This is a genomic window from Hymenobacter sp. 102 (assembly GCF_049949205.1).
GTDB lineage: Bacteria > Bacteroidota > Bacteroidia > Cytophagales > Hymenobacteraceae > Hymenobacter.
In genome coordinates this window covers 1856229-1880722 of the sequence record NZ_CP188172.1, presented here as the reverse complement: position 1 = coordinate 1880722, position 24494 = coordinate 1856229, and the positions used below count along the sequence as shown (strand labels likewise).

The window sequence follows — 24494 nt, the reverse complement described above, 5'->3', positions numbered from 1 at the left end:
GCCTCAGCTGGTACCGGAGTCTGGTTTTAGGATAGGTAAGCCGCGGAATCTATCTGCGGAAGTAAATCGGCTACTGCTTGTTGGCAGCTAGAAAAGCGGAACCGGAAACCGGCGTCCAGCAGCCGTTGCGGCATTACTTTGCGGCTTTTCAGAATCAGCTCGGTTTCAGTGCGCAGCAGGAAGGCCCCGATTTCCAGCAGCCACTGCGGCTGAGGCAAGTGCCAGCGCGGGCGGTAGTGTCGGTCGAGCAAGCCCATAAGCGTGGCGTTGGGCAGCGGCTCCGGAGCGCACAGATTGAACGCGCCTTCCAACTGTGGCCGAGCCACCAGGAACTCCACGGCCCGGCAGAAATCCGCTACGTGCAGCCAGCTCACCCACTGTTGCCCGGTGCCCTGGGGCGTACTCAGGCCCCAGCGGGCCAGCCGGGTCAGTACGGGCAGCGCCCCACCATCGGCGCCCAGCACAATGGCCGTGCGCAGCGCCACGCGCCGCGTGTGGGGCACAGTTGCCAGGTTGAACTCGGCTTCCCACTTCTGCGCTACCATCTCCGAAAAGCCCCGCCCGATGCGGCCGGCGACTTCCGTATTGGCTGGTGCTTCGTCCGTAGTATGCTCGTAAATAGTAGCCGTGGAAGAGTTCAGCCACAGGGCGGGCGGGTTCTGGCACTGCGCCACGGCTTCGCCCAGTACCCGGGTGCTTTCGGTGCGGCTGCGCACAATGGCGTACTTGTTGGCGGCGTGGTAGCGGCAATCCACTGATTTGCCGGCCAGGTTAATGAGCACTGCCGACCCTTCCAGCTTGCTGGCCCAGGGCCCCAGCGTGCGGCCGTTCCAATCTACTTCCCCAAACCGTTTGGTCCGCCGGGTAAGCGTGAGCACCTCGTAGCCCAATTGCCGGAAGTGCCGGGCCAGGTGCCGCCCCAAAAAGCCGTTGCCGCCGGCCAGAATCATCAAGGGTTGATTCATAAGAGTGATATCCAAGGTGAATGATTCAGATACTGTTAATTTGAAACTTTCAATAATTATTGAAATATGGTAGCAAAAAAATAAGCACTTGCTATTATCGTCGGCTCATAAGCTTCATAAAGGTGCTCACAAACCAATTTTCATCGGCTTTGATGAGCGTGGCAGCGGCCCTATCCGCGAAGTCGGCGAAGCTCTGGATGTTACCGATCATCTGGGTAAAGGCCTGGGTTTCCTCCGGCGTAGCGGTGGGGGAGGGCTCTACCTGCCGGACTTCGCCCAGCACACGCATGATGGGGGCCAACTCCCGCTTGTGGCGCTCCTGCAGAATGAGCGTAGCCACCCGGTGAATGTCTTTTTCCGCCGAGAAGAACTCCCGCCGCTCCCCCGGCCGCAGCTCCTTGCGCACGAGGCCCCAATCCATGAGGGCGCGCACGTTCATGTTGGCATTGCCCCGGGAAATCTGCAACTGCTCCATAATATCCTCGGTGCTCAACGCCCCGGCCGATACCAGCAGCAACGCATGCACCTGCGCCATCGTCCGGCTCACGCCCCAGGCCGAGCCCAGGGTGCCCCAGCCTTCAATGAACTTGCTTTTGGCCTCGTCGAGTTGCATGGTTCAAATGTAGCAGAGTATTCCAAACTTTCAATAAAAATTGAAAGAATATTTTCAGTGCAGTAGTTCCACAATTGTTCGGACGACACCAACCCCCGCTGCTACTACTCCAAGGCCCGCCAGAACACTCAAAGCCGGCACCACGGGCCACAGGATCAGGCACAGCACCGTGAGCACCGCCGCGCCTGCCAGGTAGGCCAGCACCAACAAAACGCCCAGCACGGTGCTGCCAACGCCAGTTGAGTTGCGGGTTCCCAAGCGGCGTACCTGTGTATGCTGCTGGACAGCGTGTTTAGGTGACACATATGCAACTAATGGAGCAGGAATAGTACGCAGCAGATTATCTCGTCGTTTCACAGTTCGCGAGGAGCCAGATGCAGGAGGTGCTACGCAAGAGGAATGAAGCGCAGATACAGTCGCCGCGGCAGAAACTGCAGACTGTCGCGGAGCAGTGGTATCCTGAGAACAAGACGCCTGCAGAACAGTAGAAGCTGGCAAGGGCAACGGTTGCGTAACAGTGCAAGCCGTTTGCAGGCAGACAACTAAGCCAAGCAGTAGTGTTCGGTGGGCGGTTATTACCATATATATAAAGCCATAAAAGCCAGTGTGGCTGCTTACCGGAGTCAGTAAGCAGCCACACTGGTTGCATTATGAGCGTGCCGAAAACTAAATCAGCTGGCAGGCGTCGATTTCCATTTCGCGCATTTTGCGGATGAATTCCTTGGGCTCGATGCGGTAGCGGCGGGAGTAGGTGTCTACGGTGAGGTGCTCGTGGGGCTCAGCAAACTTGATTTCCAGCTTTTTGGAGCCGGCGCAGCCTTCCACGGCTTCCATGAAGCGGTCCATGAAGGGCTCCGTGATGGTACGCAGGTCCAGCTGTACCCGCACGCCGTTGGCCAGCTTCTCGGCCACGTTGAATAGCGGTTCCATGGTTAGAATCTTGAACTCGAACTGGTCGGAGTCGCGGAAGCGCTGGGCGTACTTGCCCCGGATGTACATGGGGGGCACCTGCTCCTTATCGTAGTTGCGGGGGTTGATGAGGTTGCTGAAGCGGGTGTAGTCGTCGCGGAACAGGGCCAGGTTCAGCGACGACTCGTAGTCTTCCACGCTGAACGAGACGAAGGGCTGGCCGGTCTTGGTGGTTTTGAACAGGACGTTGGAAATCAGGCCGGCTACCGTTACCTCGCGGTTTTTGTAGTTCTCCACCTTGTCCAGCCCACAAGTGCAGTAGGAGTCGATTTCCAGCTTAAAGTCATCGAGCGGGTGACCCGAGAGGTAGAAGCCTACCACTTCCTTTTCGCGGCGCAGCAGCTCGGTGGCGGGCCAGGGCTCCATATCCTGCACTTTGGGCAGCGGCATGGCTACGGCCCCGAAGGCCCCGCCGCCAAACAGGCTCTGCTGGGCGGAGTCCTGGTCGGCCTGGTACTGCTGGCCCATTTTTACGGCCTTATCGATGAGGTTCTGGTCGCCGGCCGGGGCCTCCACGAACTGGCGGCGGTGGTAGCGCTCAAACGAATCGAACGCCCCCGACAGGGCCAGGCTTTCAAACGTCTTCTTGTTCACGGCGCGCAGGTTCACGCGCTTGGAGAAGTCGAAAATATCGGTGTAGGGGCCTTTTTTGTCCCGCTCGGCCACAATGCTTTCAATGGCGGCCTCGCCCGCGCCCTTCACGGCGGCCATACCGAAGCGGATCTGGCCCTTCTCGTTTACGTTGAACTTGAGGATGGATTCGTTCACGTCAGGGCCCAGTACGGGCACGCCCTGGCGGCGGGCTTCCTCAATGAAGAAGGTCACCTTCTTGATGTCCGACATGTTGTTGGTGAGCACGGCGGCCATGTACTCGGCGGGGTAGTTAGCCTTGAGGTAGCCCGTCTGATAGGCTACCACCGAGTAGGCGGCGGAGTGGGAGCGGTTGAAGCCGTAGGCCGCAAACTTCTCCATCACGTCGAACACCTCGTTGGCCTTTTTGGGCTTGATGCCGTGCAGCTTCTCGGCGCCCTCGCAGAATTTCTCCCGCTCCTGGGCCATCTTCTTCATGTCCTTCTTGCCCATGGCCCGGCGCAGCAAGTCGGCACCGCCCAGGGAGTAGCCAGCCAGAATCTGGGCGGCCTGCATGATCTGCTCCTGGTACACCATGATGCCCTGGGAGTAGTTCAGAATGGGTTCCAGCAACTCGTGGGGGTACTCAATTTCCTCGCGGCCGTGCTTGCGGTTGATGAAGTTCGGGATGAACTGCATGGGGCCCGGCCGGTACAGGGCGTTCATGGCAATCAGGTCCTCAATGTTGGTGGGCTTGAGGTCCTTTAGGTACATGCGCATCCCTTCCGACTCAAACTGGAACGTGCCGATGGTGTCGCCGCGCTGGTAGAGCTCGTAGGTTTTGGGGTCGTCGAGCGGGATGTCGTCGATGTTGATTTCGACGCCGTGGTTTTTCTTGATGAGCTCCAGGGCATCGACGATAATCGTCAGCGTTTTCAGCCCCAGGAAGTCCATTTTGAGCATCCCGGCGGCCTCAATCACCTTCCCATCAAACTGGGTTACCAGCAGGTCCGAGTCCTTGGAGGTGGACACGGGGATGTACTTGGTGATGTCGTCGGGGGCGATGATGACGCCGGCGGCGTGGATACCGGTGTTGCGCACCGAGCCTTCCAGCTTGTGGGCCAGGCGCAGAATGTGGCCGCGCAGGTTGTCGGGGGCCGTGTCGCGGACGATATAATCCAGCTCGGGGTTTTCGGCGAAGGCCCCGGCCAGGGTGGTACCGGGCTTCTCGGGCACCATCTTGGCCAGTTCGTTGGTCTGGGGCAGGGGCAGCTCCATGGCCCGGGCCACGTCCTTGATGCTGGACTTGGCGGCCATCGTACCGAAGGTGATAATCTGGGCCACCTGGGTTTTGCCGTACTTGTCCACCACGTAGTCAATCACCCGCTGGCGGTTCACGTCGTCAAAGTCGATGTCAATATCGGGCATGGACACGCGCTCCGGGTTCAGGAAACGCTCGAACAGCAGGCTGTACTTGATGGGGTCGATGTTGGTGATACCCACGCAGTAGGCCACGGCCGAACCCGCCGCCGAGCCCCGGCCCGGACCCACGGCCACGCCCATGTCCCGGCCTTTGTTGATGAAGTCCTGGGTGATGAGGAAGTAGCCCGCAAAGCCCATCGTCTGGATGATGCGCAGCTCATAATCCAGCCGCTCCTCAATTTCGGGCGTGCGCTCGGCGTAGCGCGGCGGCTTGGTCATCGTGACGATACCCTTACCGGCCGAGGGCCCGAAAGCGCCCACGTAGGTCAGCTCGCGCAGGAACTCATCAGCATTAGCAAAGGCCGGCGGAATGGGGAAGTTGGGGAGCAGAATGTCGCGCGCCAGCTTGGGCGGCGTGATTTTATCAACGATTTCGTTGGTGTTGTCCAGGCTCTCGGGTACGTCCCGGAACAGCTGGCCCATTTCCTCCTGGCTCTTGAAGTAGAACTGGTCGTTGGGGAAACCGAAGCGGGAGCGGGGCCGGGGCATCTGCGCTTCCTCGTCGATGCGCATGAGCTGGCGGCGCACCTGGTCGTCGGACGAGGCGAGGGGGCGCAGGTTGTCGAGGTGGTCGTAGAGCACCTTGTTGTCGCCGGAAACCAGCCGGAAATACTTGGTCTGGAAGTCGCCCACCGGAATGCTGTGTTCCTCGCCGGTGTTCACGCACAGCAGCAGATCGTGGGGCGCAAAGTCCTCCTGGTTCACGTAGTGCGAGTCATTGGTGCAGATGACCTTGACGTTATACTTCTGGGCCCACTTCAGCAGAATCTGGTTGAGGTCCTCCTGGCTTTTGCCGGTGTTGTCGATGTTCTCGATGCCGTGGCGCTGGATTTCGATGTAGTAATCCTCGCCAAATACATCCAGCCACCACCGCAGCTGCTTTTCGGCTTCTTCCTCGGTTTTCCAGAGCAGGGCCTGCGGAATTTCGGCCCCGATGCAGCAGCTGGTGGCAATCAGGCCCTCGTGGTACTGGAGCAGCAGCTCCTTGTCAATACGGGGGTACTTGCTGTACACGCCCTCGATGAAGCTCATGGAGCAGAGCTTGGCCAGGTTCTGGTAGCCGGCCTGGTCCTTGGCCAGCAGCAACTGGTGGTGGCGCACGTCCCGCTCGCCCTTTTCCCGGCTGAAGCTTTTCTTGTGCCGGTCCTCCACCAGATAAAACTCGCAGCCCACAATGGGCTTCACGTTGTACTTATTGGCCTCGGCCACAAAGTTGAAGGCCCCGAACATATTGCCGTGGTCGGTGAGGGCCACGGCCGGCATGCCGTCGGCCTGGGCCTTCTTCATCAGGGCCGAAATGCTGGCCTGACCATCAAGCAGGGAATATTGGGTGTGGCAGTGCAGGTGCGAGAAGACGGGCATGGGCAGGCAGCTCCGCGCCGTTAGGGCCCGAAGCGGACAGTAAAGTTACCCACGAATCTGCGGCCGGGAAAGATTGCGCGGCAAGGGATTTTGGCGTACTATCAAAGAATACGGGCGGCTATATAGCCGCCCGTAGCAGGTGTAGTAACCATACTTGCTGCCACCTCAAATAATGGGCAGGTGGGTAGATGGCAGGAAGTTACCGGCTACCCTCTACCACCAATACTTCCCCAATCTTCACCGACGGCTCAGCCTTATCATTCCACTGCTGGAGCTGGGCGGGGGTGGTGTTGTACTGGCGGGCAATGCTGAACAGCGTTTCGCCTTTCTGTACGGTATGGCGCTGACCGGATGGGCTGGCTTTGGGGGCCGCCGCGGCCTTGGCAACGGACATTCCCGCCGGCTTAGCAGTAGCCGGCACCAAGCTGGTAGTGCGCGGCTGGACTTTGGGCTTGGCAGCAGCCGGCGCGGCGGGCATAGAGATGGTGCCCATCGGGGCGGCTGCCGGGGCTTTGGCTGCTACGGGCTTGGCCGTGCCCATGAAGCCGGAGGCGTGCAGCCGCTCGGCCGCGGCGTGCAGCTCGGGCGTTTTGGCGGCCCGGGCATCAAACCCCTGGTACTGGGGGCTGCGCAGCAAGGTGTTCAGCTCCACCTGCCAGGGCTGCTGGCGAAGCCGCTGGGCCAGCCGCTGCTGCTGCTCGCGGGGTAGGCTGGCGGTGTAGCGGCTGAGGCGCTGGTTCAGGACCGGAATTTCTACCAGCGCCGCATCTACCAGCTGCACCGCTTTGGCGTCGTTGGGCTCGAAGTAAATGGCCCGGAGCCGCCGGACGCTGGTTTCCACTAAGCCCGACATCACCCGCACGGAGTCCTCAGACAGAACCTGAGGTGGGGTGGTGGCGGGCTGGCCAGTTGTTTGCTGAGCCTGAGCGGAAGAAGAAACCAGAAGGCCGGCCACGGCCAGCACCGAGGGCCAAAAAGGAAAGCGCATAAAAATGAGCCGGAAAGGGAAAAAGGGATAGAGAAACTACTTGGCGGACTTGATCAGCAGAACTTCCCCAGGCTTTACCGAGAAATCGGGCTTGTTATTCCACTCCATAATCTGCTTGATGGTAACGCCGTACTTGCGCGACACGCTGTACATCGTTTCGCCGGTTTGCACCGTGTGCTTCACCTCGGCCGGGGCCGCACCAGGAGCTGATACGGCCGGTTTAGCAGCGGCGGGAGCAGGCTTGGCAGTAGTAACCGGAGCGGGCAGGGGCGCGGCCATCGTATCGGGAGCCGTTAAGCGCAGCACCTGCCCAATGCGCAGAGCTGGCTGCTGCGGCAGGTTGTTCCAGAGCACGATGTCGGCGGGGCGCAGGCCAAAGCGGCGGGCCACCGAATACAGGTTTTCTTTAGGCTGAACCGTGTGTAGTCCACTGACCGGAACAGGTTCTACGGCTGTTGGCGGTGCTACCGGGGCAGCAACGGGGGGGACCGGGCGCGGAGCGGGAGCTACAACCGGGGCCGGTGCGGGGGCTGGTTTGGCCGGGGCCGTAGGTGCGGGAGTAGTGGCGGGCGGCGCGGTTACCGCGCGCGGAGCCGGAGCAGCCGGCCGGGGAGCGGGCTCCGGGTCTGGTTCTGCACTCGTGGGCTCATCGGCAATGGGGGCAGCGGCCGGCAGCGTCTTCTTCGGTAGGGCAGCCGCTGGGGTGGGAGCCGGAGCGGGCATGGTACGAACGGGAGCCGGGGGTAGCTCATTCAGGTTTTCGGTGTGCTCGTCGGTGGCGCTGTCGGGCTGCACTACCACGGTAGAGTTGTCCTCTTCCACGGCATCTTCCAGTATCCGGTTGGAGTTGGCGGTGCCGCCCATGTAGGGCTCGGCATCATTCTGCTTCCTCTTTTTCTCGGGCTGCGTGGCCGGCTGCGGAGCGGCCGTCGGGGCGGTGTTTACGGGCTTTTCGAAGGCGGCCAGAGCAGTTGAGTTGCTGCCGTCGGCGTACTCTACCGGTACATCTTTTGGGCGGGTATGCTGCAGCCACAGCACCCGGCCGGGGCGCAGCTCCTCGTTGCGGGCCATGCGGTTTTTGCTCCAGATGGCTTTGGCCCGGATGCCGTACTTCTGCGAAATGGTAACTACACTCTCGCCGGGCTGGGCCGCATGATACTCCACGGCGGCTTTGTCGCGCTTCTTCTGCACGAAGTAGGGTTGGCCGACGATGATGTTATCAAACGGGAACAGGTCATTGAACTGCATAAACTTGCGCAGCTTCACGCCGGCCCGCTTGGCCAGGCTTTCTTTCGTATCGCCGGGCAGCGCAACCACCGCCTTCAGGCCGTTTACGCGCACAAAGTCAGCGTTTTCGGGGTCGGGGGTGGGTTGGTTGAGGAGCTGACCGGCGGTGGCGTTTTTTTGCTGCGCGGCCAAAGCGGTGAGCTGCATGGGGTCGGTGATGGGCACCAGCATGGTGTACACCCGGTCGGTGGGTACGGTGGGGGCCAGCAGCCACCGGTTGTATTTGAGCAGCTCATCGGGGCTTTGCTGCATAGCCTGGGCCATAATGCTCAGGGGCTTGCCGGCCGGAGCCGGGAACTCCTGCAGCAGCAGCGGAGGCTTGGTATTGAGGCCAATGGCGGGCTCAAACGCAATTTTGTGCGCCAGAAACGTGAGAATATACGGGTGGGTCTGCTCCGTAATCTGCACTTCCGAGGCGTCGGCGTCGGTGGGCAGGGTGTAGGGCTTGGTGCCGGTGAGGCCCAGGTTGTAGCTGAGCAGGGTATTGGCCCAGTTGCGGAAGGTTTTGTTGTTGCGCAACAGGTACTGAGCGGCGGCCTTCGAAGAAGCGGTAATATGTTTCCGCTCATCAATGGTTTCGTTCATCAGCAGCCCAAAATCGGCGGCCGACTCCCGCTTGAACTGCCAGTACCCCACGGCATCGTGAATACTCTGGGCATCGCCTTGCAGGCCACTTTCCTGAAGGGCCAGAAAATGGAAATCCAGGGGCAGACCTTCCTGCTGAAATACCCGGTCAATGATGGGGAAATACGCATCGGCCAGCACCACGCGGGCCTGGAAAGAGGCCGGGTGACGGCGCAGGGCGTCCACCTTTTGCTGCAAAGCGGCCCGCCCCCCATCCGTCAGGCGCAGGCGCAGGCCCGCTACGCTTAGCTGGGCCGGTACTGGCACAGTCTGGGCAACTACCCAAAACGGCAGCAGCAGCAACACCAGTAGTACAATTCGTTTCATAAGCGAAAAAAGCAAACAAGCGGAGCCTTCGTGCGCGCTGATTTGCTTGGCCAGCTCCGTTAGCTGACAAAATAGCGGAAAAAAAGCCGGTGAATTGGCCTCTCTGCTTCAAATGCAACAGAATGATAGAATACTACCGATGCAGCTGCCAAAGCAAAAAAGCTAGTTCCCCTCCTTTCTGAGGAGGGGAACTAGCTTCTGGCTTCACCCTACATACCGCCGCCGGGCTGGCCGAAACCGCCAGGACCGCGCCGCTCGGGGCGGCCATTTTCGGAGCCGGGCAGGGCGTCGCCGCGGCCACCGCCCGCGAAGCTGCGGATGTTGTAGGTGAACATCAGCATGAAATAGCGCTGCAGAATGTTGGTTTGTACGTCCTCGGTGTAGGCGGCCGTGATGTTGCGCTGGATGCTGTTGTTCTGGCCCAGCAAGTCAAAGGCGTACAACTTGATTTCGGCCTGCTGTTTCTCCCCCAGCTTCTTGCCCACCGAGGCATTCCAGAGCACAAAGTTCTGGTTGTAGCCCGCCGACAACCCCGTGAACAGCTGGTGGTTTACATCCGACTGTACGGTGAGGCCTTTCACGATAATCCAGCTGAAGCGCAGAGCCGTGTTCTGGCGGAAAAACCGGCTGTTGAGTTGCTGGCGTAGGGTGTTGCGCACGTAGCTCTGGTTGGAGTTGCTGCTGAGCGTGAAATCTAGCTGAGGGCTGATGTTGCTGCTCAGGGCCACGCCCAGGCCGGCGGTGGGGGTGCGGCTGTAGTTCAGCTCCCCAAATACCAGGCCCGGCGTTTGGGAGTAGGTGCCGCTGGCGTTCAGGTTCAGATTGGACTTGATGAAGGTGAGCGGCAGGCTGTAGTTCACGAAGGAGCGGAGCGTATACTGCTGGTTCAGGTTCACGGGCCGGGTCAGCTGCCCGCCGGCCGGAATGGTGATGTTGTCTACCGTGACGGGGGTGGTACCGGCGTAAATGGTGTTGTTGGTGATGTAGTTGTTGACGTAGGAGCCGCCCAGCAGTGCAAAGAAGGAGCGGGACTTCTCGGGTACGGCCGCCGAATAGCGCACAAACACGTTGTGGCGGGTTTCCTGGCGCAGATTGGGGTTGCCGGTGGTGAGCTGCAAGGGGTTGGCATTATTCACCACTTCCTGCAGCTGGCTGATGCCGGGCGGGTTGGTATTGGAACGGTAGTTCAGGCGCAGGTTCTGCTGGCGCGAGAAGTTGTAGCGCAGCTGGGCGTTGGGCAGCACGTTCACAAACGTGCGGCGCGTGAGGCCGGGCCGCGGAAACTCCTGGTCACTGCGGAGCTGGGCACTTTGCAGGGCCGCGCCCACCGACCACTGCAGCTCGCGCGTCTGGTAACGGTACGTCACCTCGCCGGAGTTGGTGAGGTAGCGGCTCTTGAACACGCTGCTGAGCGTGTCGTTGAGGATGTTGTATTGCTGCTCGCCGGGCGAGAAGTTGAAGGTGCGCTTATCGGAGCTGTTGGGCGTGTAATTAAGCGAATAAGCCAGCTGCAGAATGCTTTTCTGGCCCAGCGGCTCGGTGTAGTTGGCGTTGCCGCTCCAGGCCCAGCCCGTCTGCAGAAGCTCCGAAAACTGGTTCAGGCCGGTGGTAAGGGGCTGGCCGTTGCGGTAGTACGTGGTGCTCGACAGCAGATTATTGTCGCCGGTTTTGTCGTTGTAGGTGGTATTCACGCCCAGCGAGAACGTGCGGCCCCGGCGCTGAAACCGGTGGCGGTACAGCAGCTGGTTGGCCGCCGTGAGGCCCGTGAGGGCCGAGCGGAACGAGCTGTTGTTGGCGCCCTGGTCGGTGTTGGCCGCATCGGGGTTCACCAGAAACGTGTTGCCGTTGAGCAGGCTGTTGCCGGTATTGCGCTGCACCGAGAGGCTGGGCCGCCACAGCAAAGAGTTCAGCGAGTCGAATTTGTGCTCCAGGCGCAGGTTGAAGCGGTTGTTGATGTTGCGGCTGGTATTCAACGACAGCTCGTTGTAGCGCAAATCCTGGGTCTGGCCGGCCGGGGCCACGTAGCGGCGCAGCAGGTTGGTGCGGCTGGTGTTGTCGCTCAGGTTGAAGAAGTAGCTGCCCTGCACCTCGGTTTTGGTACCCCAGGTATCGGAGTAGTTCAGGCCCAGGGCGTGGGTTTTGCTGATGCCGCCCTGCTGGCTCACCAGAAAGTCGCCGGCGTTATTGCTGCCCCCGCCGCCCCCGAAGTTACCACCGCCCCCGCCCACGCGGCCGCCGCCCTGGCCCCGCTGGCCCTGGCCGCCCCCGCCGCCCTGGCGCGAGGAGCCCACCACGCCCAGCAAATCCTCGGTGCCGAAGTTCTGCTCGTTCACGTTGTTGCTCTGGGCCACAATGCTCAGCCGCTGCTTGCCCTTAAACACGTTCAGGTTGCCGCTGAGGCGGTACCGGTCGTCCTGGGGGCCGTAGCCGGCCAGCACCCGCCCAAACTTGCCGTTGCGGAAGCTGGGTTTGGTGACGATGTTGATGGTTTTCTGCTGGTTGCCGTCGTCGAAGCCCGTGAACTGGCTCTGGTCCGACGACCGGTCGTACACCTGAATCTTGTCGATTACCTCAGCCGGAATGTTCTTGAGCACCGCGTCGGGGTCGTTGCCGAAAAACTCCTTGCCATCCACCAGCACCCGCTGCACCTGCTCGCCCTGGGCCTGCACTTTGCCGGTGCCGGGGTCCACGGTCACGCCCGGCATCTTGGTGATGAGGTCCTGGGCATTGGCGTCGGGGTTGGTTTTATAGGAGCCGGCGTTGAACTGGGCCGTGTCGCCCTTCTGCACCGCGGCGGCGGCCTGGCCCACTACTTCCACGCCCTTCAGGGCAATGCCGCCCCCGGCCTGCAGCGTGAGGCTACCCAGGTTAAGCGGGGTGCCGGTTACCTCCACCGTGCGGCGCAGGTTCTGGTAGCCCAGAAACGATACCGTAAGTACGTAGCGCCCGGCCGGTACACCGGGCACCGCAAACGAGCCATCGGCCTCCACGGCCGCGCCGCGCTTGGTAGAGTCGGGAATCTGCGTGAGCAGCACGTTGGCCCCAATCAGCGGGGATTGGTCTTTGCCATCCAGCACCCGGCCGGATACGGTGGTCTGGGCCTGCGCCGCGCCCAATAGGGTGGTCAGCAGCACGAGTAACAGGAGGAGATTTCTCAGCATTCGTCGGAAAGGATAGACTACAAGGGCAATAGACGCAAAACCGGACGCGGCGTTTAGCTTTTGCCACCCGCCGCGCCCGGAAAAACCGATGAACCATCGTAAATCATCCGCTGAAGCGGCGGATTCTATCGTTTGCGCACCAATAATACTCCGTCGCGCAGGGGAAGAAATACGTTTTCCACCCGCTCGTCAGCCTGTACTTTATCATTGAACGCCCGCACCGCGTGGGTGTCCTTGTCGGAGGGCTTCACGGGATACCCGTCGAGCACCTTGCCGCCCCACAGCACGTTGTCAATCAGCAGAAACCCGCCGGGGCGCACCTGGGGTAGCACCAGCTCGTAGTACGCGTTGTTGTTGATTTTGTCGGCGTCGATGAACACCAAATCCCAGGTTTCAGCCAGGGTGGGCACAATGTGGAGGGCGTTGCCGATGTGCAGCTGAATGCGGCTTTCCTCGCCGGCTTCCCGCACGTAGCGCCGGATGCGACTTTCCAGCTCGGGGTTTTGCTCCACGGTATGCAGCACGCCATCTGCCGCCATGCCCTCGGCCAGGCACAAGGCCGAGTAGCCCGTGAACGTGCCCAGCTCCAGCACCCGCCGCGGCTGCACCATGTGGCTCACCATGCTTAGCAGCCGGCCCTGGGCGTGGCCGCTGAGCATGCGGGCGTGCAGCAGCTGCACGTGGGTTTCGCGGTTGAGGCGGGCCAGCAGGGGGCTTTCGGGCGTGGTGTGGTGGTCGGCGTAACGTTGGGCGTCGTCGGGAGAGTACATGAGGAAACTACGTGAACAAAGTGGCCGGCCGGTAAATCCGCCGCCGATGGTACAGCAAATGCGCCGGGTGCGGCTGATGCGCGGGGGCCACGGTTAGGCGTCCCGGCTCACCCAACAGGCGCCAATCGTCCTGAATGGCCCAGGCCCCGCGGTCGAAGGTAGCGTGGTGATTGGGGCACAGGCAAAGCAGGTTGCTGATTTTGTCGGGGCCGTGGTGCGCGCCCCCCAGCGGCCGAATGTGGGCGGCTTCGGCGTAGGCCCCGCCCGGCACCGCAAGCCGGGCGCGGCACACCTGGCAGCGGTAATCGTACAACTGCTTCACCGCGTGCATCACGGTTGTGTCGCGTACCAGCTGCTGCACCAGGCTCAGGCGGCGCGGGGCGGCGGTGTAGGTCGGTTCCGGTTCCTGCACGGCCGGGGTTTCGGGAGCCGGATCAGCCGGGGCGGAGGGCTGCTCCAGCCTGAACCGCCAGATGCGGTGGCCCGATTTGCCCACTTCCTGGCTGAACTGCGTGACGTAATACAACCCGGCGTACTGATAAAACGACAGGCTGCCTTCCTTCACTTTGCGGATAACCCGCACCGGCGTTTGCTGAGCAAAGCTCAGGCTTAAGGCCAGATTGCCGCCGCTCAGCTGCTGGTCGGCTACCTGCCGGCCCTCCTGGTTGCCGCCTTCCCCGGTGTACAGGATGCAGCTGCCCAGGTCCATATCATCCTCGTAACCGCCGGAAAGCACAATGGCCTCCGCGGGGTGACCTTTCAGGCTGGATATGCCCTTGTATAAGTCCCGGTGCAGACCGGCGCTTTTCACGTCCGGCCGGTTCAGAAACTCGTGGCCGGGAAGAATATCAGGTATTGCACCGAGGTGAACGGGTGCCGGTTGGTGTCGCATAACAATAGTTGCAGTTAAAACCCACGAGGCTCCGGCTCCAACCGAAACTTCCACACCCGGAAGCCCGATTTGCCCGGCTCGTACACGGCATCCACCACGCAGTACAACCCCTCGTAGCGGTAGCCGCGGCCGGTTTCGTCGTCGATTTTGCGGAAGACGCGCACCGGCCGGCTGGTTTCCAGGCTGCGGCGCAGCATCCGGTTGCGGCCGGTCATTTCCTGGTGGGTGGTCTGCCGGCCGGTGCGCGGGTTGCGGCCCCCGCTGCCGGAATAGGTGATAACGGCCTCCTGAAAATCGTCGTCCTCGTACTGGTCAGCCAGGATGATGGACTCGGCCCCTTCCGCCTCCGAGCCGCTCACGCCCGTGCGCGGCGGCCGGTGCAGCCCCGCCCGACTCAGCGCCAGCCGGTTTTCCAGCACGTCGCCGGGCCGGTAGTAGCTGATGTGGCCGAAGATGGGCACGGGAGTAGGGTAGGAGGGTATGGGGGTGAGAGGGTAAGCGTTGTCATTGCGAGCAGAGCGAAGCAATCCTCCCTTCACCACGCTCCTACCCTTGACCTATTCAGAAGCTCCTGACGCCAGGGCTTTTCAGGTCTTCCGGGTTTGCGCCCTGAATAGGAAGGATTGCTTCGCTCTGCTCGCAATGACGGGGGCTATTTTACCTTTTTGACCTTCTCTTCCGGTAAGTATTGCAGAATACTCAGGTTCTCATCCGTCAGGATGTCGTTGGCCAGTTCCAGTAGTTGGGGAGCGGTGATGCGGCGCACCTGGTCGAAGATTTCGTTGATGCTTTCCACCCGGCCGATATCGAGGGTACTTTTGGCCAGTAGCTGCATCAGGCCGCCGTTGCTTTCCTCCGCCATGGCCAGCTGGCCCATCAGCTGCTCCTTGGCGGTGTGCAGTTGGGAGGTACCCAGGGCCTGCTCCCGCAGCTTCTTCAACTCCTTCTGCACCAATGAAATGGTACGGTTCACCTGCTTTTTCTCGGTGCCGAAGTAGATGCCGAACAGGCCCGTGTCGGTGTAGGGCGAGTAGGTGGCGTCGATGGTGTACACCAGGCCGTACTTCTCGCGCACGGCCAGGTTGAGGCGGGAATTCATGCCGGGGCCGCCCAGCAGGTTGCTCAGCAGGAAAAACGGAATCCGCCGCTCGTCGTGCAAAGCGTAGGCCGGGCCGCCAATAAGGCAGTGGGCCTGCGTGATGGGCTTGCGCTCCACCCGCTCCAGGCGCTGGTACCCGCTAAACGGTACCCGGGGCCGGGCGCCCAGCCGGGCCGGCAGCGGGGCCAGAAACTTATCGGCTAACCGCTTCACTTCCTTGAAGGGCAGGTTGCTTACCGAACTGAACACCAGCCGGTCGGTGCGCACGTTTTCCTGCAGGAACTGGTAGAAATCAGCCTGCTGGAAGCCCGAAACACTCTCGCGGGTGCCCAGAATGTTGTGGCCCAGGGAATGGCGGGCAAATACCACGTCGTCGAAGTCGTCGATGATGGCGTCCTCAGGGGCGTCGTGGTACATGGCCATTTCCTCCAGAATCACGCCGCGCTCCTTCTCAATTTCCTTCTCAGGGAAAACGGAGTTGAAGGTCAGGTCCGTCAGCAGCTCGAAGGCCCGCTCAAAGTGGGTGCTGAGCAAAGAGGCGTAGAAGCAGATTTTCTCCTTGGTGGTGTAGGCGTTCAGCTCGCCGCCCACGGTTTCGAGGCGGTTGAGGATGTGAAAGCTCTTGCGCTTCTCGGTGCCTTTGAAGGCCATATGTTCCCAGAAGTGTGCCAGCCCCAACTGGTGGGGCTTTTCGTCGCGGGAGCCAATATCCAGCAGGAAGCCGCAGTGCGCAATTTTGGTGTGCGGAACGTATTTATGCAGAACCCGGATGCCGTTGGGCAACTCGTACAGGTCGTAATCAGACATTCGATGGGGGACTTAGGGACTTGGGGCGTTGAAACCTGGTGTTAGTGCGCCAGATATTGCCCCGGCCCGGTATAACCACGCAGGGCGGCTTGTAGTTGCAAAGGTACGGGCGGCGAAATTGTGAAGTGGTGAAATTGTGAGTTGGTGACGTGTCATTGCGAGCAGCGCGAAGCAATCCTTCCTTCACGAAGCACAAACCCTTGAACTATTCGAAAGCCCCTGACACCCGCGCGAGCCACGGGTTTTCTGCTGCCGGATGCTCTGCACCCTGAATAGGAAGGATTGCTTCGGCTCCGCCTCGCAATGACGCTCACAAATTCACCACTTCACAATTTCACCTCTTCCGCCTCCGCCAGCACGGCCAGCAGTTGCTGGGTGCGGATGCCGTGGGCGCAGCGGAAGTGGCCCAGCGGACATTTGCGGTAGCCGTGCAGCCCGCAAGGGCGGCATTCCAGGTCTTCCTCAATTTCCACGATGCGCGAAAACGGGCTCAGCGGCCCAAAGCCGAAAAATGGTACCGTGGAGCAGTACACCGCGCACACCGGCGCACCCACGGCTGAGCACAGGTGCATGGGGGCCGAGTCGTTCACGTAATTGAGCACGGCCCCGCGCATCAGCGCCGCCGAGGCCAGCAACGACAGCTTGCCCGACAGGTTGATGACGCCTAGCCGCTGGGTGCGCTCAACCAGTTGCTGGCAGGCAGCCGTATCAGGCGGGCCACCCAGCAGAAACACGGCGTACTTGGGTGGCAGGGCTGCCAGCAGCTTTAACCATTCCTGCTCCGGAAACTGCTTGGTAAACCATACTGAAGTAGGCGCAATGCAGATGTAGGGCCGGTCATTGGCCAGGCGACGGGCTTCGGCCGCAGCGGCTTCGTCCTGGGGAGTAGGGTAGAGGCGAGGGGCTACTACCGGACCTTCGTAGGCAGGGTTGAGCAGGTGCAGGTTGCGGGATACCTCGTGCAGGCCGGCTGCCACCATGTGGGGCACGGCCCGCGTAAACCGGAACGAAAGCGGGTTCTTGTCGAAGCCAATGCGCTCGGGCGCGCCTGAAAAGGCTGCCAGAATGCCCGTGCTGGCAAAGCGCTGCAGCGTAACCACGCGGCCATAGTTCGTCTGCCGGATACCCTGCAGCAACTGCCAGAGGCCGCCGTATTTGTTGGTCTTCTTATCCCAAATCAGCACCCGGCGCACGTGCGGGTGACCCTTAATCAGCCCTTCGTTGCCCTTGCGCACCAGAAAATCCACGGGCGTTCCGGGCTCCGTGCGGTGCAGATACTCCAGCAGCGCCGTAGCCAGAATCACGTCGCCGATGAAGGCGGTCTGAATCAGCAGGATGGCGGACGGGGCGGCGGTTTCGGGCATAGTGCAATAGCGGGCTACAAAGATACCGGTTCAGCGCAGGCTTGCCACCTTTTCGTCTAATTACAGGTGGGAACTCGGCCTAACGGGGCTGAATGCCTTCTGTGCGCGGTTTCCGGATTACCGCGTTGCCGGAAGCCGCGCGCTTCTGCCTAACTTGCCCCGGCTGCTGCGGCAGCCCCCGTTTGTGCCACCTCATCCGTTTCCCGCCCATGCGCTACGGCTCTATTTCGCCCGACTTATTTAGTGAAAACCGCCGCCGCTTCCGCGAGCAGCTGCCGGCTGCCTCACTGGCCATTTTTCACTCTAACGATGTGATGCCGACCAACGCTGACGGCACGATGGCTTTCCGCCAGAACAACGACCTGTTCTATCTCTCCGGCGTCGATCAGGAAGAAAGCATCCTGGTTATCTTCCCCGATGCCGTGCTGCCCCAGCACCGGGAAATCCTGTTCCTGAAGGAAACCAGCGAGCATATTCTGGTGTGGGAAGGCTACAAGCTCACCAAGGACGAGGCGCGCCAGCAGTCGGGCATTCCTACCATTATGTGGCTGGATTCCTTTAAGAGTGTGCTGCCGGCCCTCATGAACGAGGCCGAAAACGTGTACCTCAACTCCAACGAGCACATCCGGGCCGTGGTGGAAGTGGAAACCCGCGACGCGCGCTTTATCAAGTGGATCAAGGAGGCGTACCCCTTGCATCAGTACCGCCGCGCGGCCCGCATCATGCACCAGTTGCGCGCCATCAAGAGCCCCGAGGAAATCCGGCTGATGCAGCGCGCCGCCGATATTACCGAGAAGGCGTTCCGCCGCCTGCTGGGCTTTGTGAAGCCGGGCGTGATGGAGTACGAAATCGAGGCTGAAATCTTCCACGAGTTTCTGCGCAACGCCTCGCGGGGGCCGGCCTACGGCAGCATCATTGCCAGCGGGGCCAACGCCTGCATTCTGCACTACGTGAGCAACGACCGGGAGTGCAAAGATGGTGATGTGCTGCTGCTGGACTTCGGAGCTGAGTACGCCAATTACGCCGCCGACCTCTCGCGCTCCATTCCAGTGAACGGTAAATTCACGCCCCGCCAGCGCGAGGTGTACGAGGCCGTGCTCAACGTAATGAAGTTTGCCACGGCCCGCCTGGTGCCCGGCGGCAACATTGAGGAGTACCACGCCGCCGTGGGCCAGCACATGGAGCAGCAGCTCATTAAGCTGGGCTTGCTGAATGAGCAGGACGTGCGTAACCAGAACCCCGCTGCCCCGCTCTATAAGAAGTACTTCATGCACGGCACCAGCCACTACCTGGGCCTCGATGTGCACGACGTGGGCTTCAAGTACCGCACCTTCGAGCCCGGTATGGTGTACACCGTGGAGCCTGGTATTTACATCCGTGAAGAAGGGCTGGGTATCCGTCTCGAAAACGATATTCTCATCACCAAAACCGGTAACGAAGACCTGATGAAGAATATCCCGCTGGAGGCCGATGCCATTGAGCGACTGATGCAACAACGGTAACTGCCTGATTGGTATTAATTCTCCCAAAAGGCCCGCTGCTTCAACGAAAGCAGCGGGCCTTTTGGATTTTTTTTTAGCCGCTCGCTCCAGTTTTTTAAATACCGCTGGGTGCACCGTGATGTGCCGGAATTTATAGCGCTAGGTAAGTATATAACCTATTGAATATGTAATGGTTGCAGGCTGAAAACCTGCGTGTGAAATGAGTTGCTGCGAAGTGCGGGACAACTTTATTTTGGCTGGGTGGGTATAGGCGGATAGTTCGGAGCTAGGCCGATAAATGGCCTTTCGTCTCCATTCAAGCCATTTCTTCCACCTAATTTCGCCCCCATGAGACACCTTTTAGCAACCTCAACGGCCCTGGGTCTGACGCTTCTGGCGGCGGCCCCGCGGGCGCAGGCCCAGTCGGCCGACCGGAAGACGGCCATCGGCATCAACGTCAGCGCCATGCAGTACAAGGGCAACTACGGCTCCGATTTCTGGAAATGGGGCGAGAACAAGTACGCCCCCGGCATCACCTTCAGCCGCTACATCTCCAAAGGCCTGGATGTGCAGCTGAGCGGCAACTACGTGGAGCTAAAAAAGAACGCGCCCGCCGGTGCTCCCTACTTCGGCAGCAACTTCGCCACCAACGTGGTGAACGTGAACCTGGGTCTGAAATTCAAGCTATTCGGTGAGGATTCGCCCGTGCGGCCCTACCTGCTGGCGGCCCCCGGCCTGACGTACACCAGCCGGGAAGGCACCTTCAACCGCAACGGCGTAGCCAACAACATCGCCAACGACAAAAACCACTTCGACCTGTTCGGCGCGGCCGGTATCGACTTCCGTCTGGGCGACGCCGTGACCCTGTTCGTGCAGACCGGCCAGCACGTGCCGCTCAATGCCAACATCGACGGCGTGGAGCCCCGCGACGATGACAAGTTTGACGACCGGTTCCTGCAGCACACTGTGGGCCTGAATATTGCCCTCGGCAAGGCCAAAGATACCGATGGTGACGGCGTGCCCGACCGCAAAGACAAGTGCCCCGACACGCCCAGCGGCGTGGCCGTAGACGAAAACGGTTGCCCCCTCGACGGTGACAAGGATGGCGTGCCAGACTATCAGGACCAGTGCCCCACCGAAGCCGGTACCGCTGCTATGCAAGGCTGCCCCGACCGGGACGGTGACGGCGTAGCTGACAAAGACGACCAGTGCCCCGACCAGGCTGGGGTTGCGGCCCTGCGCGGCTGTCCCGATGCCGACGGTGATGGCGTGGCTGACAGCGCCGACAAGTGCCCCGATACCCCGCGCGGCACGCAGGTAGATGCCAATGGCTGCCCGCTGGTAGTGGACGCCGACGGTGACGGTATTCCGGATTCGGCTGATAAATGCCCCGATACCCCCAAAGGTGCTAAGGTTGATGCCAACGGCTGCCCCATGGAAATTGATCCGGGCGTACGGAAGCTGGAACAGCCCATCCGTTTCGAAACCAACAGCACCGTTATCAAGCGCACCTCCTACGGCACGCTCGATAAAATGACCCAGGCGCTGAAGGATCACCCCGAGTATAGCCTGCGCGTAATCGGCCACGCCGACTCCCGCGGTACCGACGAGTACAACCAGGGCCTCTCGGAGCGCCGCGCCAGCTCGGTGAAGCGTTACTTCACCGGCAAGCAGGTGGACCCCGCCCGCATCGTAACCGAGGGCCGTGGCGAATCGGAGCCGGCCGCTCCGAACACCTCTGCTGCCGGTATGTCGCAGAACCGTCGGGTTGAATTCAAATTCGAATTCTTCATTCCCAACGCTCCCCAGCCCTAAGGCCCGGGAGTAACTAACTCAAAAAAGCGGCGTACCAAGTGGTGCGCCGCTTTTTTTGTAAGCTTGCTCGTCTCATTTCCTTCCATTCTCTCTCCCCCATAAACCTCTATGAAACTTCGTTCCGCCTCTTTTCTGCTGGCCGTAGTACTGTTGCTGCTGGCTGGCTGCCGCGCCAGCGGGCCGGGTACGCCCGCCCGCACTGTGGCCGAGTTTTTTAACAAATACGAGAACCGCTCCGGCTTTAAGGCTACCGACTGGAACGCCGGGCTGGGTACGCGCTTTATCCTGGGCCGCCTGGGCAAGCTGGGCGGCGGTACTGATCTGACGCAGGCGCTGTCCTCCATCCGCTCGGCCCGGGTCATCACCTTCACGCCTACCTCCGGCTCGGCTCGCAACCTGGTAACGGAGGGGCTGATCCGGGAAGTAGATGGCCTGCTGGCGAACGAACGGTACTCACCTCTGGCTACCACCAACTCCGACCTGCCCAATCAACTGCGCTACTCCGTGCGGGAGCAGGGCGGCAAGGTGACGGAATTTGTGGCCGTGGGCAAGCAGGAAACCACCGATTCGTTTGTGCTGATGTCAGTGGCCGGCAGTTTCACCCGTGAGCAGGTTACTGAGTTGGGCAAAGTTCTCCCCAACGTGATTACCGGCGCGAATTAGGGCATTTACCTCGTTACGCACGCAAAAGCCGGCTCTACTCAGCGTAGGGCCGGCTTTTGCGTGCGTAACGTAGTTGATTAGAACTCCAGCACATTCAGGAAGAATACGTCCCGGCCGGCACCTTTCTCGGGGCGTACATGCTGATAGCCTACGGCCAGAAACCGGCTGCCATACCACTCCATCAGGTGCTCCTGGGTGGTATCGTTGGTTTTGTCGGTCGAGTCGGCGGTAGCGAGCTTCACCTGCCAGTCGTTGGGAGTATCGATGGCGCGGTCCACTATCTTGTAATGGAACTCATCCTTTTTCAGATAGGCCATGACCATACGCCGGCCATCCTGAAGGGGCCGGACGCGTACGGTTTCCTGGAGCTGAAAATTCTCCACTTCCTTCAGCAGAAAAGAGTTGTCCCACAGTAGATTCCCCTGGCGGTCGAATCCGCAGATGAGGGCGTGCGTGGTGCGGAAGCCTTCATTGCTGCGCCGGGAATTGTAGGAGCTGTTGAAGCGCGACGGATAACCAAATCCGTTGGTGTAGCCGGGCAGCATCCCAAAGCCGTAGGGCGAGTACCAGTTGTTATAGCCCGAGTTGGAGTAGCGCGGATAGTACACCTCCGATACCAGCACAAAGCCCTCCGAAGTGGGCAGCATATCGTGCATCAGCAGCTGAAAACGGTGCCGGTACTGGCGGTCAGCGGCTTTAAGCCGCTCGTGGCGCTGGCGCAGCCGGGCCAGGCGGCCGGGCTTCATAAAATCGAAGAAGTGCTTCAGATTCAGAAAATCGTAGTAGCGCAAGGACCGACGCTGCCCGGTGGGGGTTACGCCGGCCGTAAGGTCGGAAGCAAACAGTCCCTGGGAGTAGCGGGAGTCGCGCAGGGTGTAGGTACCGGCCAGCAGGCGGGCGGCGCTGTCGCCGGGGCTGAGTTGGGCATCGAGCAGGCCCCGCTCACTGCTGGCCTGCACAAACTCGGAGCGTAGCAGGCGGCCATCCTCACCCAGCTGCTTCAGCTGCAGCCGCGACTTTAAGCCGTTGGTCTCACTTAGAATCAGCTCGGCCCGTTTGGTCACGGAGTCGGCCAAAAAGGTGAAGCGGGCAGGCAGAGGCTCATACACGGATGGCAGAAACTGGAACTGAGCCGTGTGCAGATTCAGCAGCAGAATGGTCAGGTGCTGATCTACCTCTACCGTCACAAACAGGTTGCCATCCAAGGCTTTCAGTTCCTGAATACCTCGGGCGCGCTTGGTTTTGAACTCGCTGGTGCCCAACTGCCCGGTGCGTGAATCGAAGGCCGCCACCCAGAGCGTGGCCGGGTCAGTGCCGCTGAATACGGCATACACGGCGGTACCCTCGGCGCAGAGGCGCTGAAAATCATAGCCCCGGGGCACCGGAATGGTTACTTTGGGCTGGGCCTGCAGCGTGTGGTTGAATTTCTGAAAGAAAAACTCGGGCTTGCCCGCAATGTGCGGGTCACGCTCCACCAGCACCACCAGGCTGCTGTCCTCGGGTAAGGGCTGCACCTGCACGTCGCTGCTGTAGGTTTCCAGCTCCAGCTCGGCGCGGTACTGCTGGCGGGGCTCGATGGCGGGCTTGGCGACGGGCGTTTTCTGAGCATACCCTCCCAGGCTACCGGCCAGCAGGCAGAAGAACAGGTACACGTATTTCATACGATTGAGCAGAAAAGGCGGGATACATCTAGGCACTAGGAAGATACTGCGAAAGTTGCGCATGACCTAACAAGGCTCACCCAAAATAGATGCCGCGCAAACCGGAAATGCACACGGCCCGCTCAGGTTTTTCTGAGCGGGCCGTGCAGGGCTAAGCGGGGGCCGTTATCAGGCGCTGCCCAGCTCCAGCAGAGTATCAAACTCCTCGGGGCGCAGGGCCATCACCGATAGGCGGGACTGGCGCAAAAGACCAATCTGGTTAAGGCGCTCATCCTGCTTGATCTGGGCCAGCGACACGGGGCGGGCCAGGAGCTGCTGGGGCCGCAGGTGCACGGCCACCCAGCCGCTGCCGGCCTCGGCGGTGGCATCGGGGGCGGCGGGGGCCGTTACTTCGGCCACGCCCACTACCTGCTTGTCGGTTACGCTGTGGTAGTAAAGCACCAGGTCGCCGGGCTGCATCTGCTGCAGAAAGTTGCGGGCCTGGAAGTTGCGTACGCCGGTCCAGTCGGTGCCGCCGTCGCGCACAAACGTGTCCCAGGAATACGCCGCGGGTTCGGATTTAACGAGCCAGTAGTTCAATGCGGGAATGAGTGAATGGGAGAGTAAAGGTGAAGCGTTGGGCCTGTCGGCTACTGCTTGCGGGCCAGCAGGGTGGTGTCGTTCTGGGCCTGAATGGTAAACTGGTAGGGCGGCTCTTCGTTTTGTAGCGTAATGCGGTACGTATTGCCTTCTTCGGCCTGCCAGGTGCCGGGCACGTCCAGCAGCTCATCGGCGGGACCCTGGGTGTGCAGCACAAACCTGCCGCCTGGTTCCAGCCGGAAGCCATCCACGCCCATACCGGGTACAATTTCGGCGGTGCCCTTGAGCCGGTAGGTCAGAAAGCCTTCCTTGGGCTCCGGCTGCTGATGCTTATAGTACCAGTCCTTACCGAAGATGACGGAAGGAGCGGAGGTATTCTTCTCGGTCTGGCAGCTGCCCAGGGCCAGCGTGGCCATCAGCCCCACAAACAGGGAAATACGCATATGATGGAGAACAAAGCAGGGGCAAACAGATAGCGGGGAGAGCTACAGCTCCACGCGGCGCACTTTCAGGATGTTATTTTCCAGCGACACAATTTCCAGCTTATAATCAGGGTCCTTTTTGTCATCGAGGGTAATGCGCACGGTGTGGTCGTTTTCGGCCGTCCAGCGGCCTTTACGGCCCTCAATACCATCAGTGGGGGCAATGTCGTACTGCGTAAACAGGCCATTGTGGTCGAAGGCAAAGCCGGTGCGGCCCCGCGAAGGCGGAAATGCGTACGTGTTGGGGCGGTACACGCGCACGTCGCCCTGGTCTTCCTCGTGGGCGTGCAGCCAGGTGCCTTCCAGCTGCTTCAGGCGCGCGGCGGAGGTAGCATCGGGGTTGCAGGTGGCGGCCAGCAGCAGGATGCTCAGGGAAGCCAGCAGGGTGAAAAGGCGCATGGTTGTGCAGAAGTTGGTGTGGAACATGTAACGTGCGGGGCCGCAAGGTAGTTTATTGTTGGGTGGCTGGATGGGTTGTTAGGTGGTTGGGTTGTTTAGGTGGATTTAGTGCAGACTCGGTTATTCTAAGCTTA

At 60.8% G+C, this 24494-nt stretch carries 19 protein-coding genes; 3 read left to right on the top strand and 16 right to left on the bottom strand.

Going from position 1 to position 24494, the window contains the following annotated elements; genetic code table 11:
* Positions 1 to 26 precede the first annotated feature (26 nt).
* The 12 genes from ACN19L_RS08055 to ACN19L_RS08000 all read right to left on the bottom strand — a co-directional run bounded on the left by ACN19L_RS08055 (position 27) and on the right by ACN19L_RS08000 (position 17280).
* On the bottom strand, positions 27 to 965 hold the full coding sequence (locus ACN19L_RS08055; RefSeq protein ID WP_426493006.1) for a TIGR01777 family oxidoreductase: 939 nt from the start codon (positions 963 to 965) through the stop codon (positions 27 to 29).
* A 94-nt stretch (positions 966 to 1059) separates the two neighbouring features.
* Complete coding sequence (locus ACN19L_RS08050; protein ID WP_125428048.1) at positions 1060 to 1578, bottom strand: GbsR/MarR family transcriptional regulator; 519 nt, start codon at positions 1576 to 1578, stop codon at positions 1060 to 1062.
* A gap of 54 nt (positions 1579 to 1632) precedes the next feature.
* Entirely contained in the window at positions 1633 to 1935 is a 303-nt protein-coding gene (locus ACN19L_RS08045; protein ID WP_426493005.1) for a hypothetical protein, read from the bottom strand.
* 309 nt (positions 1936 to 2244) lie between these two features.
* Entirely contained in the window at positions 2245 to 5961 is a 3717-nt protein-coding gene (dnaE, locus tag ACN19L_RS08040; protein ID WP_426493004.1) for a DNA polymerase III subunit alpha, read from the bottom strand.
* Positions 5962 to 6160: 199 nt separating this feature from the next.
* Positions 6161 to 6949 carry a LysM peptidoglycan-binding domain-containing protein gene (locus tag ACN19L_RS08035; protein ID WP_426493003.1) on the bottom strand — a complete coding sequence of 263 codons (789 nt, stop codon included), beginning with the start codon at positions 6947 to 6949 and terminating at the stop codon, positions 6161 to 6163.
* A 36-nt stretch (positions 6950 to 6985) separates the two neighbouring features.
* Positions 6986 to 9187 carry a LysM peptidoglycan-binding domain-containing protein gene (locus tag ACN19L_RS08030; protein WP_426493002.1) on the bottom strand — a complete coding sequence of 734 codons (2202 nt, stop codon included), beginning with the start codon at positions 9185 to 9187 and terminating at the stop codon, positions 6986 to 6988.
* Positions 9188 to 9396: 209 nt separating this feature from the next.
* Complete coding sequence (locus ACN19L_RS08025) at positions 9397 to 12348, bottom strand: outer membrane beta-barrel protein (protein WP_426493001.1); 2952 nt, start codon at positions 12346 to 12348, stop codon at positions 9397 to 9399.
* A 125-nt stretch (positions 12349 to 12473) separates the two neighbouring features.
* The gene (locus ACN19L_RS08020) at positions 12474 to 13118 is read right to left on the bottom strand and encodes an O-methyltransferase (protein WP_426493000.1); all 645 of its coding nucleotides are present in this window, start codon (positions 13116 to 13118) and stop codon (positions 12474 to 12476) included.
* A 7-nt stretch (positions 13119 to 13125) separates the two neighbouring features.
* Positions 13126 to 14010, bottom strand: coding sequence for a YDG/SRA domain-containing protein (locus ACN19L_RS08015; protein WP_426492999.1), 885 nt, complete (start codon positions 14008 to 14010; stop codon positions 13126 to 13128).
* 14 nt (positions 14011 to 14024) lie between these two features.
* Positions 14025 to 14471 (bottom strand): YDG/SRA domain-containing protein, encoded by a 447-nt coding sequence (locus ACN19L_RS08010; protein ID WP_426492998.1) that lies wholly within the window; start codon positions 14469 to 14471, stop codon positions 14025 to 14027.
* A gap of 191 nt (positions 14472 to 14662) precedes the next feature.
* Positions 14663 to 15916, bottom strand: coding sequence for a M16 family metallopeptidase (locus tag ACN19L_RS08005; RefSeq protein WP_426492997.1), 1254 nt, complete (start codon positions 15914 to 15916; stop codon positions 14663 to 14665).
* Between the two features lie 326 nt (positions 15917 to 16242).
* Complete coding sequence (locus ACN19L_RS08000) at positions 16243 to 17280, bottom strand: glycosyltransferase family 9 protein (RefSeq protein WP_426492996.1); 1038 nt, start codon at positions 17278 to 17280, stop codon at positions 16243 to 16245.
* A gap of 209 nt (positions 17281 to 17489) precedes the next feature.
* On the opposite strand from ACN19L_RS08000, the gene ACN19L_RS07995 reads away from it, so the two are divergent.
* The 3 genes from ACN19L_RS07995 (at position 17490) to ACN19L_RS07985 (ending at position 21239) form a co-directional block, all read left to right on the top strand.
* Positions 17490 to 18782, top strand: coding sequence for an aminopeptidase P N-terminal domain-containing protein (locus ACN19L_RS07995; RefSeq protein WP_426492995.1), 1293 nt, complete (start codon positions 17490 to 17492; stop codon positions 18780 to 18782).
* 327 nt (positions 18783 to 19109) lie between these two features.
* On the top strand, positions 19110 to 20576 hold the full coding sequence (locus tag ACN19L_RS07990; RefSeq protein WP_426492994.1) for an OmpA family protein: 1467 nt from the start codon (positions 19110 to 19112) through the stop codon (positions 20574 to 20576).
* A gap of 108 nt (positions 20577 to 20684) precedes the next feature.
* A complete protein-coding gene (locus ACN19L_RS07985) occupies positions 20685 to 21239 on the top strand; it encodes a DUF4252 domain-containing protein (protein WP_426492993.1) in 555 nt (184 codons plus the stop codon).
* A 77-nt stretch (positions 21240 to 21316) separates the two neighbouring features.
* On the opposite strand, the gene ACN19L_RS07980 is transcribed toward ACN19L_RS07985, so the two are convergent.
* The 4 genes from ACN19L_RS07980 to ACN19L_RS07965 all read right to left on the bottom strand — a co-directional run bounded on the left by ACN19L_RS07980 (position 21317) and on the right by ACN19L_RS07965 (position 24360).
* Positions 21317 to 22900 carry a hypothetical protein gene (locus ACN19L_RS07980; protein ID WP_426492992.1) on the bottom strand — a complete coding sequence of 528 codons (1584 nt, stop codon included), beginning with the start codon at positions 22898 to 22900 and terminating at the stop codon, positions 21317 to 21319.
* Positions 22901 to 23068: 168 nt separating this feature from the next.
* Positions 23069 to 23479 (bottom strand): EVE domain-containing protein, encoded by a 411-nt coding sequence (locus tag ACN19L_RS07975; RefSeq protein ID WP_426492991.1) that lies wholly within the window; start codon positions 23477 to 23479, stop codon positions 23069 to 23071.
* Between the two features lie 50 nt (positions 23480 to 23529).
* The gene (locus ACN19L_RS07970) at positions 23530 to 23922 is read right to left on the bottom strand and encodes a hypothetical protein (protein ID WP_426492990.1); all 393 of its coding nucleotides are present in this window, start codon (positions 23920 to 23922) and stop codon (positions 23530 to 23532) included.
* A 42-nt stretch (positions 23923 to 23964) separates the two neighbouring features.
* Positions 23965 to 24360, bottom strand: a complete 396-nt coding sequence (locus tag ACN19L_RS07965) for a lipocalin family protein (RefSeq protein ID WP_426492989.1) — start codon at positions 24358 to 24360, stop codon at positions 23965 to 23967.
* Positions 24361 to 24494 lie beyond the last annotated feature (134 nt).

Coding starts and splice junctions, on each gene's coding strand:
- ACN19L_RS08055 (WP_426493006.1), bottom strand. CDS start 965: ATGAATCAACCCTTGATGATTCTGGCCGGCGGCAACGGCTTTTTGGGG.
- ACN19L_RS08050 (WP_125428048.1), bottom strand. CDS start 1,578: ATGCAACTCGACGAGGCCAAAAGCAAGTTCATTGAAGGCTGGGGCACC.
- dnaE (WP_426493004.1), bottom strand. CDS start 5,961: ATGCCCGTCTTCTCGCACCTGCACTGCCACACCCAATATTCCCTGCTT.
- ACN19L_RS08035 (WP_426493003.1), bottom strand. CDS start 6,949: ATGCGCTTTCCTTTTTGGCCCTCGGTGCTGGCCGTGGCCGGCCTTCTG.
- ACN19L_RS08030 (WP_426493002.1), bottom strand. CDS start 9,187: ATGAAACGAATTGTACTACTGGTGTTGCTGCTGCTGCCGTTTTGGGTA.
- ACN19L_RS08025 (WP_426493001.1), bottom strand. CDS start 12,348: ATGCTGAGAAATCTCCTCCTGTTACTCGTGCTGCTGACCACCCTATTG.
- ACN19L_RS08020 (WP_426493000.1), bottom strand. CDS start 13,118: ATGTACTCTCCCGACGACGCCCAACGTTACGCCGACCACCACACCACG.
- ACN19L_RS08015 (WP_426492999.1), bottom strand. CDS start 14,010: ATGCGACACCAACCGGCACCCGTTCACCTCGGTGCAATACCTGATATT.
- ACN19L_RS08005 (WP_426492997.1), bottom strand. CDS start 15,916: ATGTCTGATTACGACCTGTACGAGTTGCCCAACGGCATCCGGGTTCTG.
- ACN19L_RS08000 (WP_426492996.1), bottom strand. CDS start 17,280: ATGCCCGAAACCGCCGCCCCGTCCGCCATCCTGCTGATTCAGACCGCC.
- ACN19L_RS07995 (WP_426492995.1), top strand. CDS start 17,490: ATGCGCTACGGCTCTATTTCGCCCGACTTATTTAGTGAAAACCGCCGC.
- ACN19L_RS07990 (WP_426492994.1), top strand. CDS start 19,110: ATGAGACACCTTTTAGCAACCTCAACGGCCCTGGGTCTGACGCTTCTG.
- ACN19L_RS07985 (WP_426492993.1), top strand. CDS start 20,685: ATGAAACTTCGTTCCGCCTCTTTTCTGCTGGCCGTAGTACTGTTGCTG.
- ACN19L_RS07980 (WP_426492992.1), bottom strand. CDS start 22,900: ATGAAATACGTGTACCTGTTCTTCTGCCTGCTGGCCGGTAGCCTGGGA.
- ACN19L_RS07970 (WP_426492990.1), bottom strand. CDS start 23,922: ATGCGTATTTCCCTGTTTGTGGGGCTGATGGCCACGCTGGCCCTGGGC.
- ACN19L_RS07965 (WP_426492989.1), bottom strand. CDS start 24,360: ATGCGCCTTTTCACCCTGCTGGCTTCCCTGAGCATCCTGCTGCTGGCC.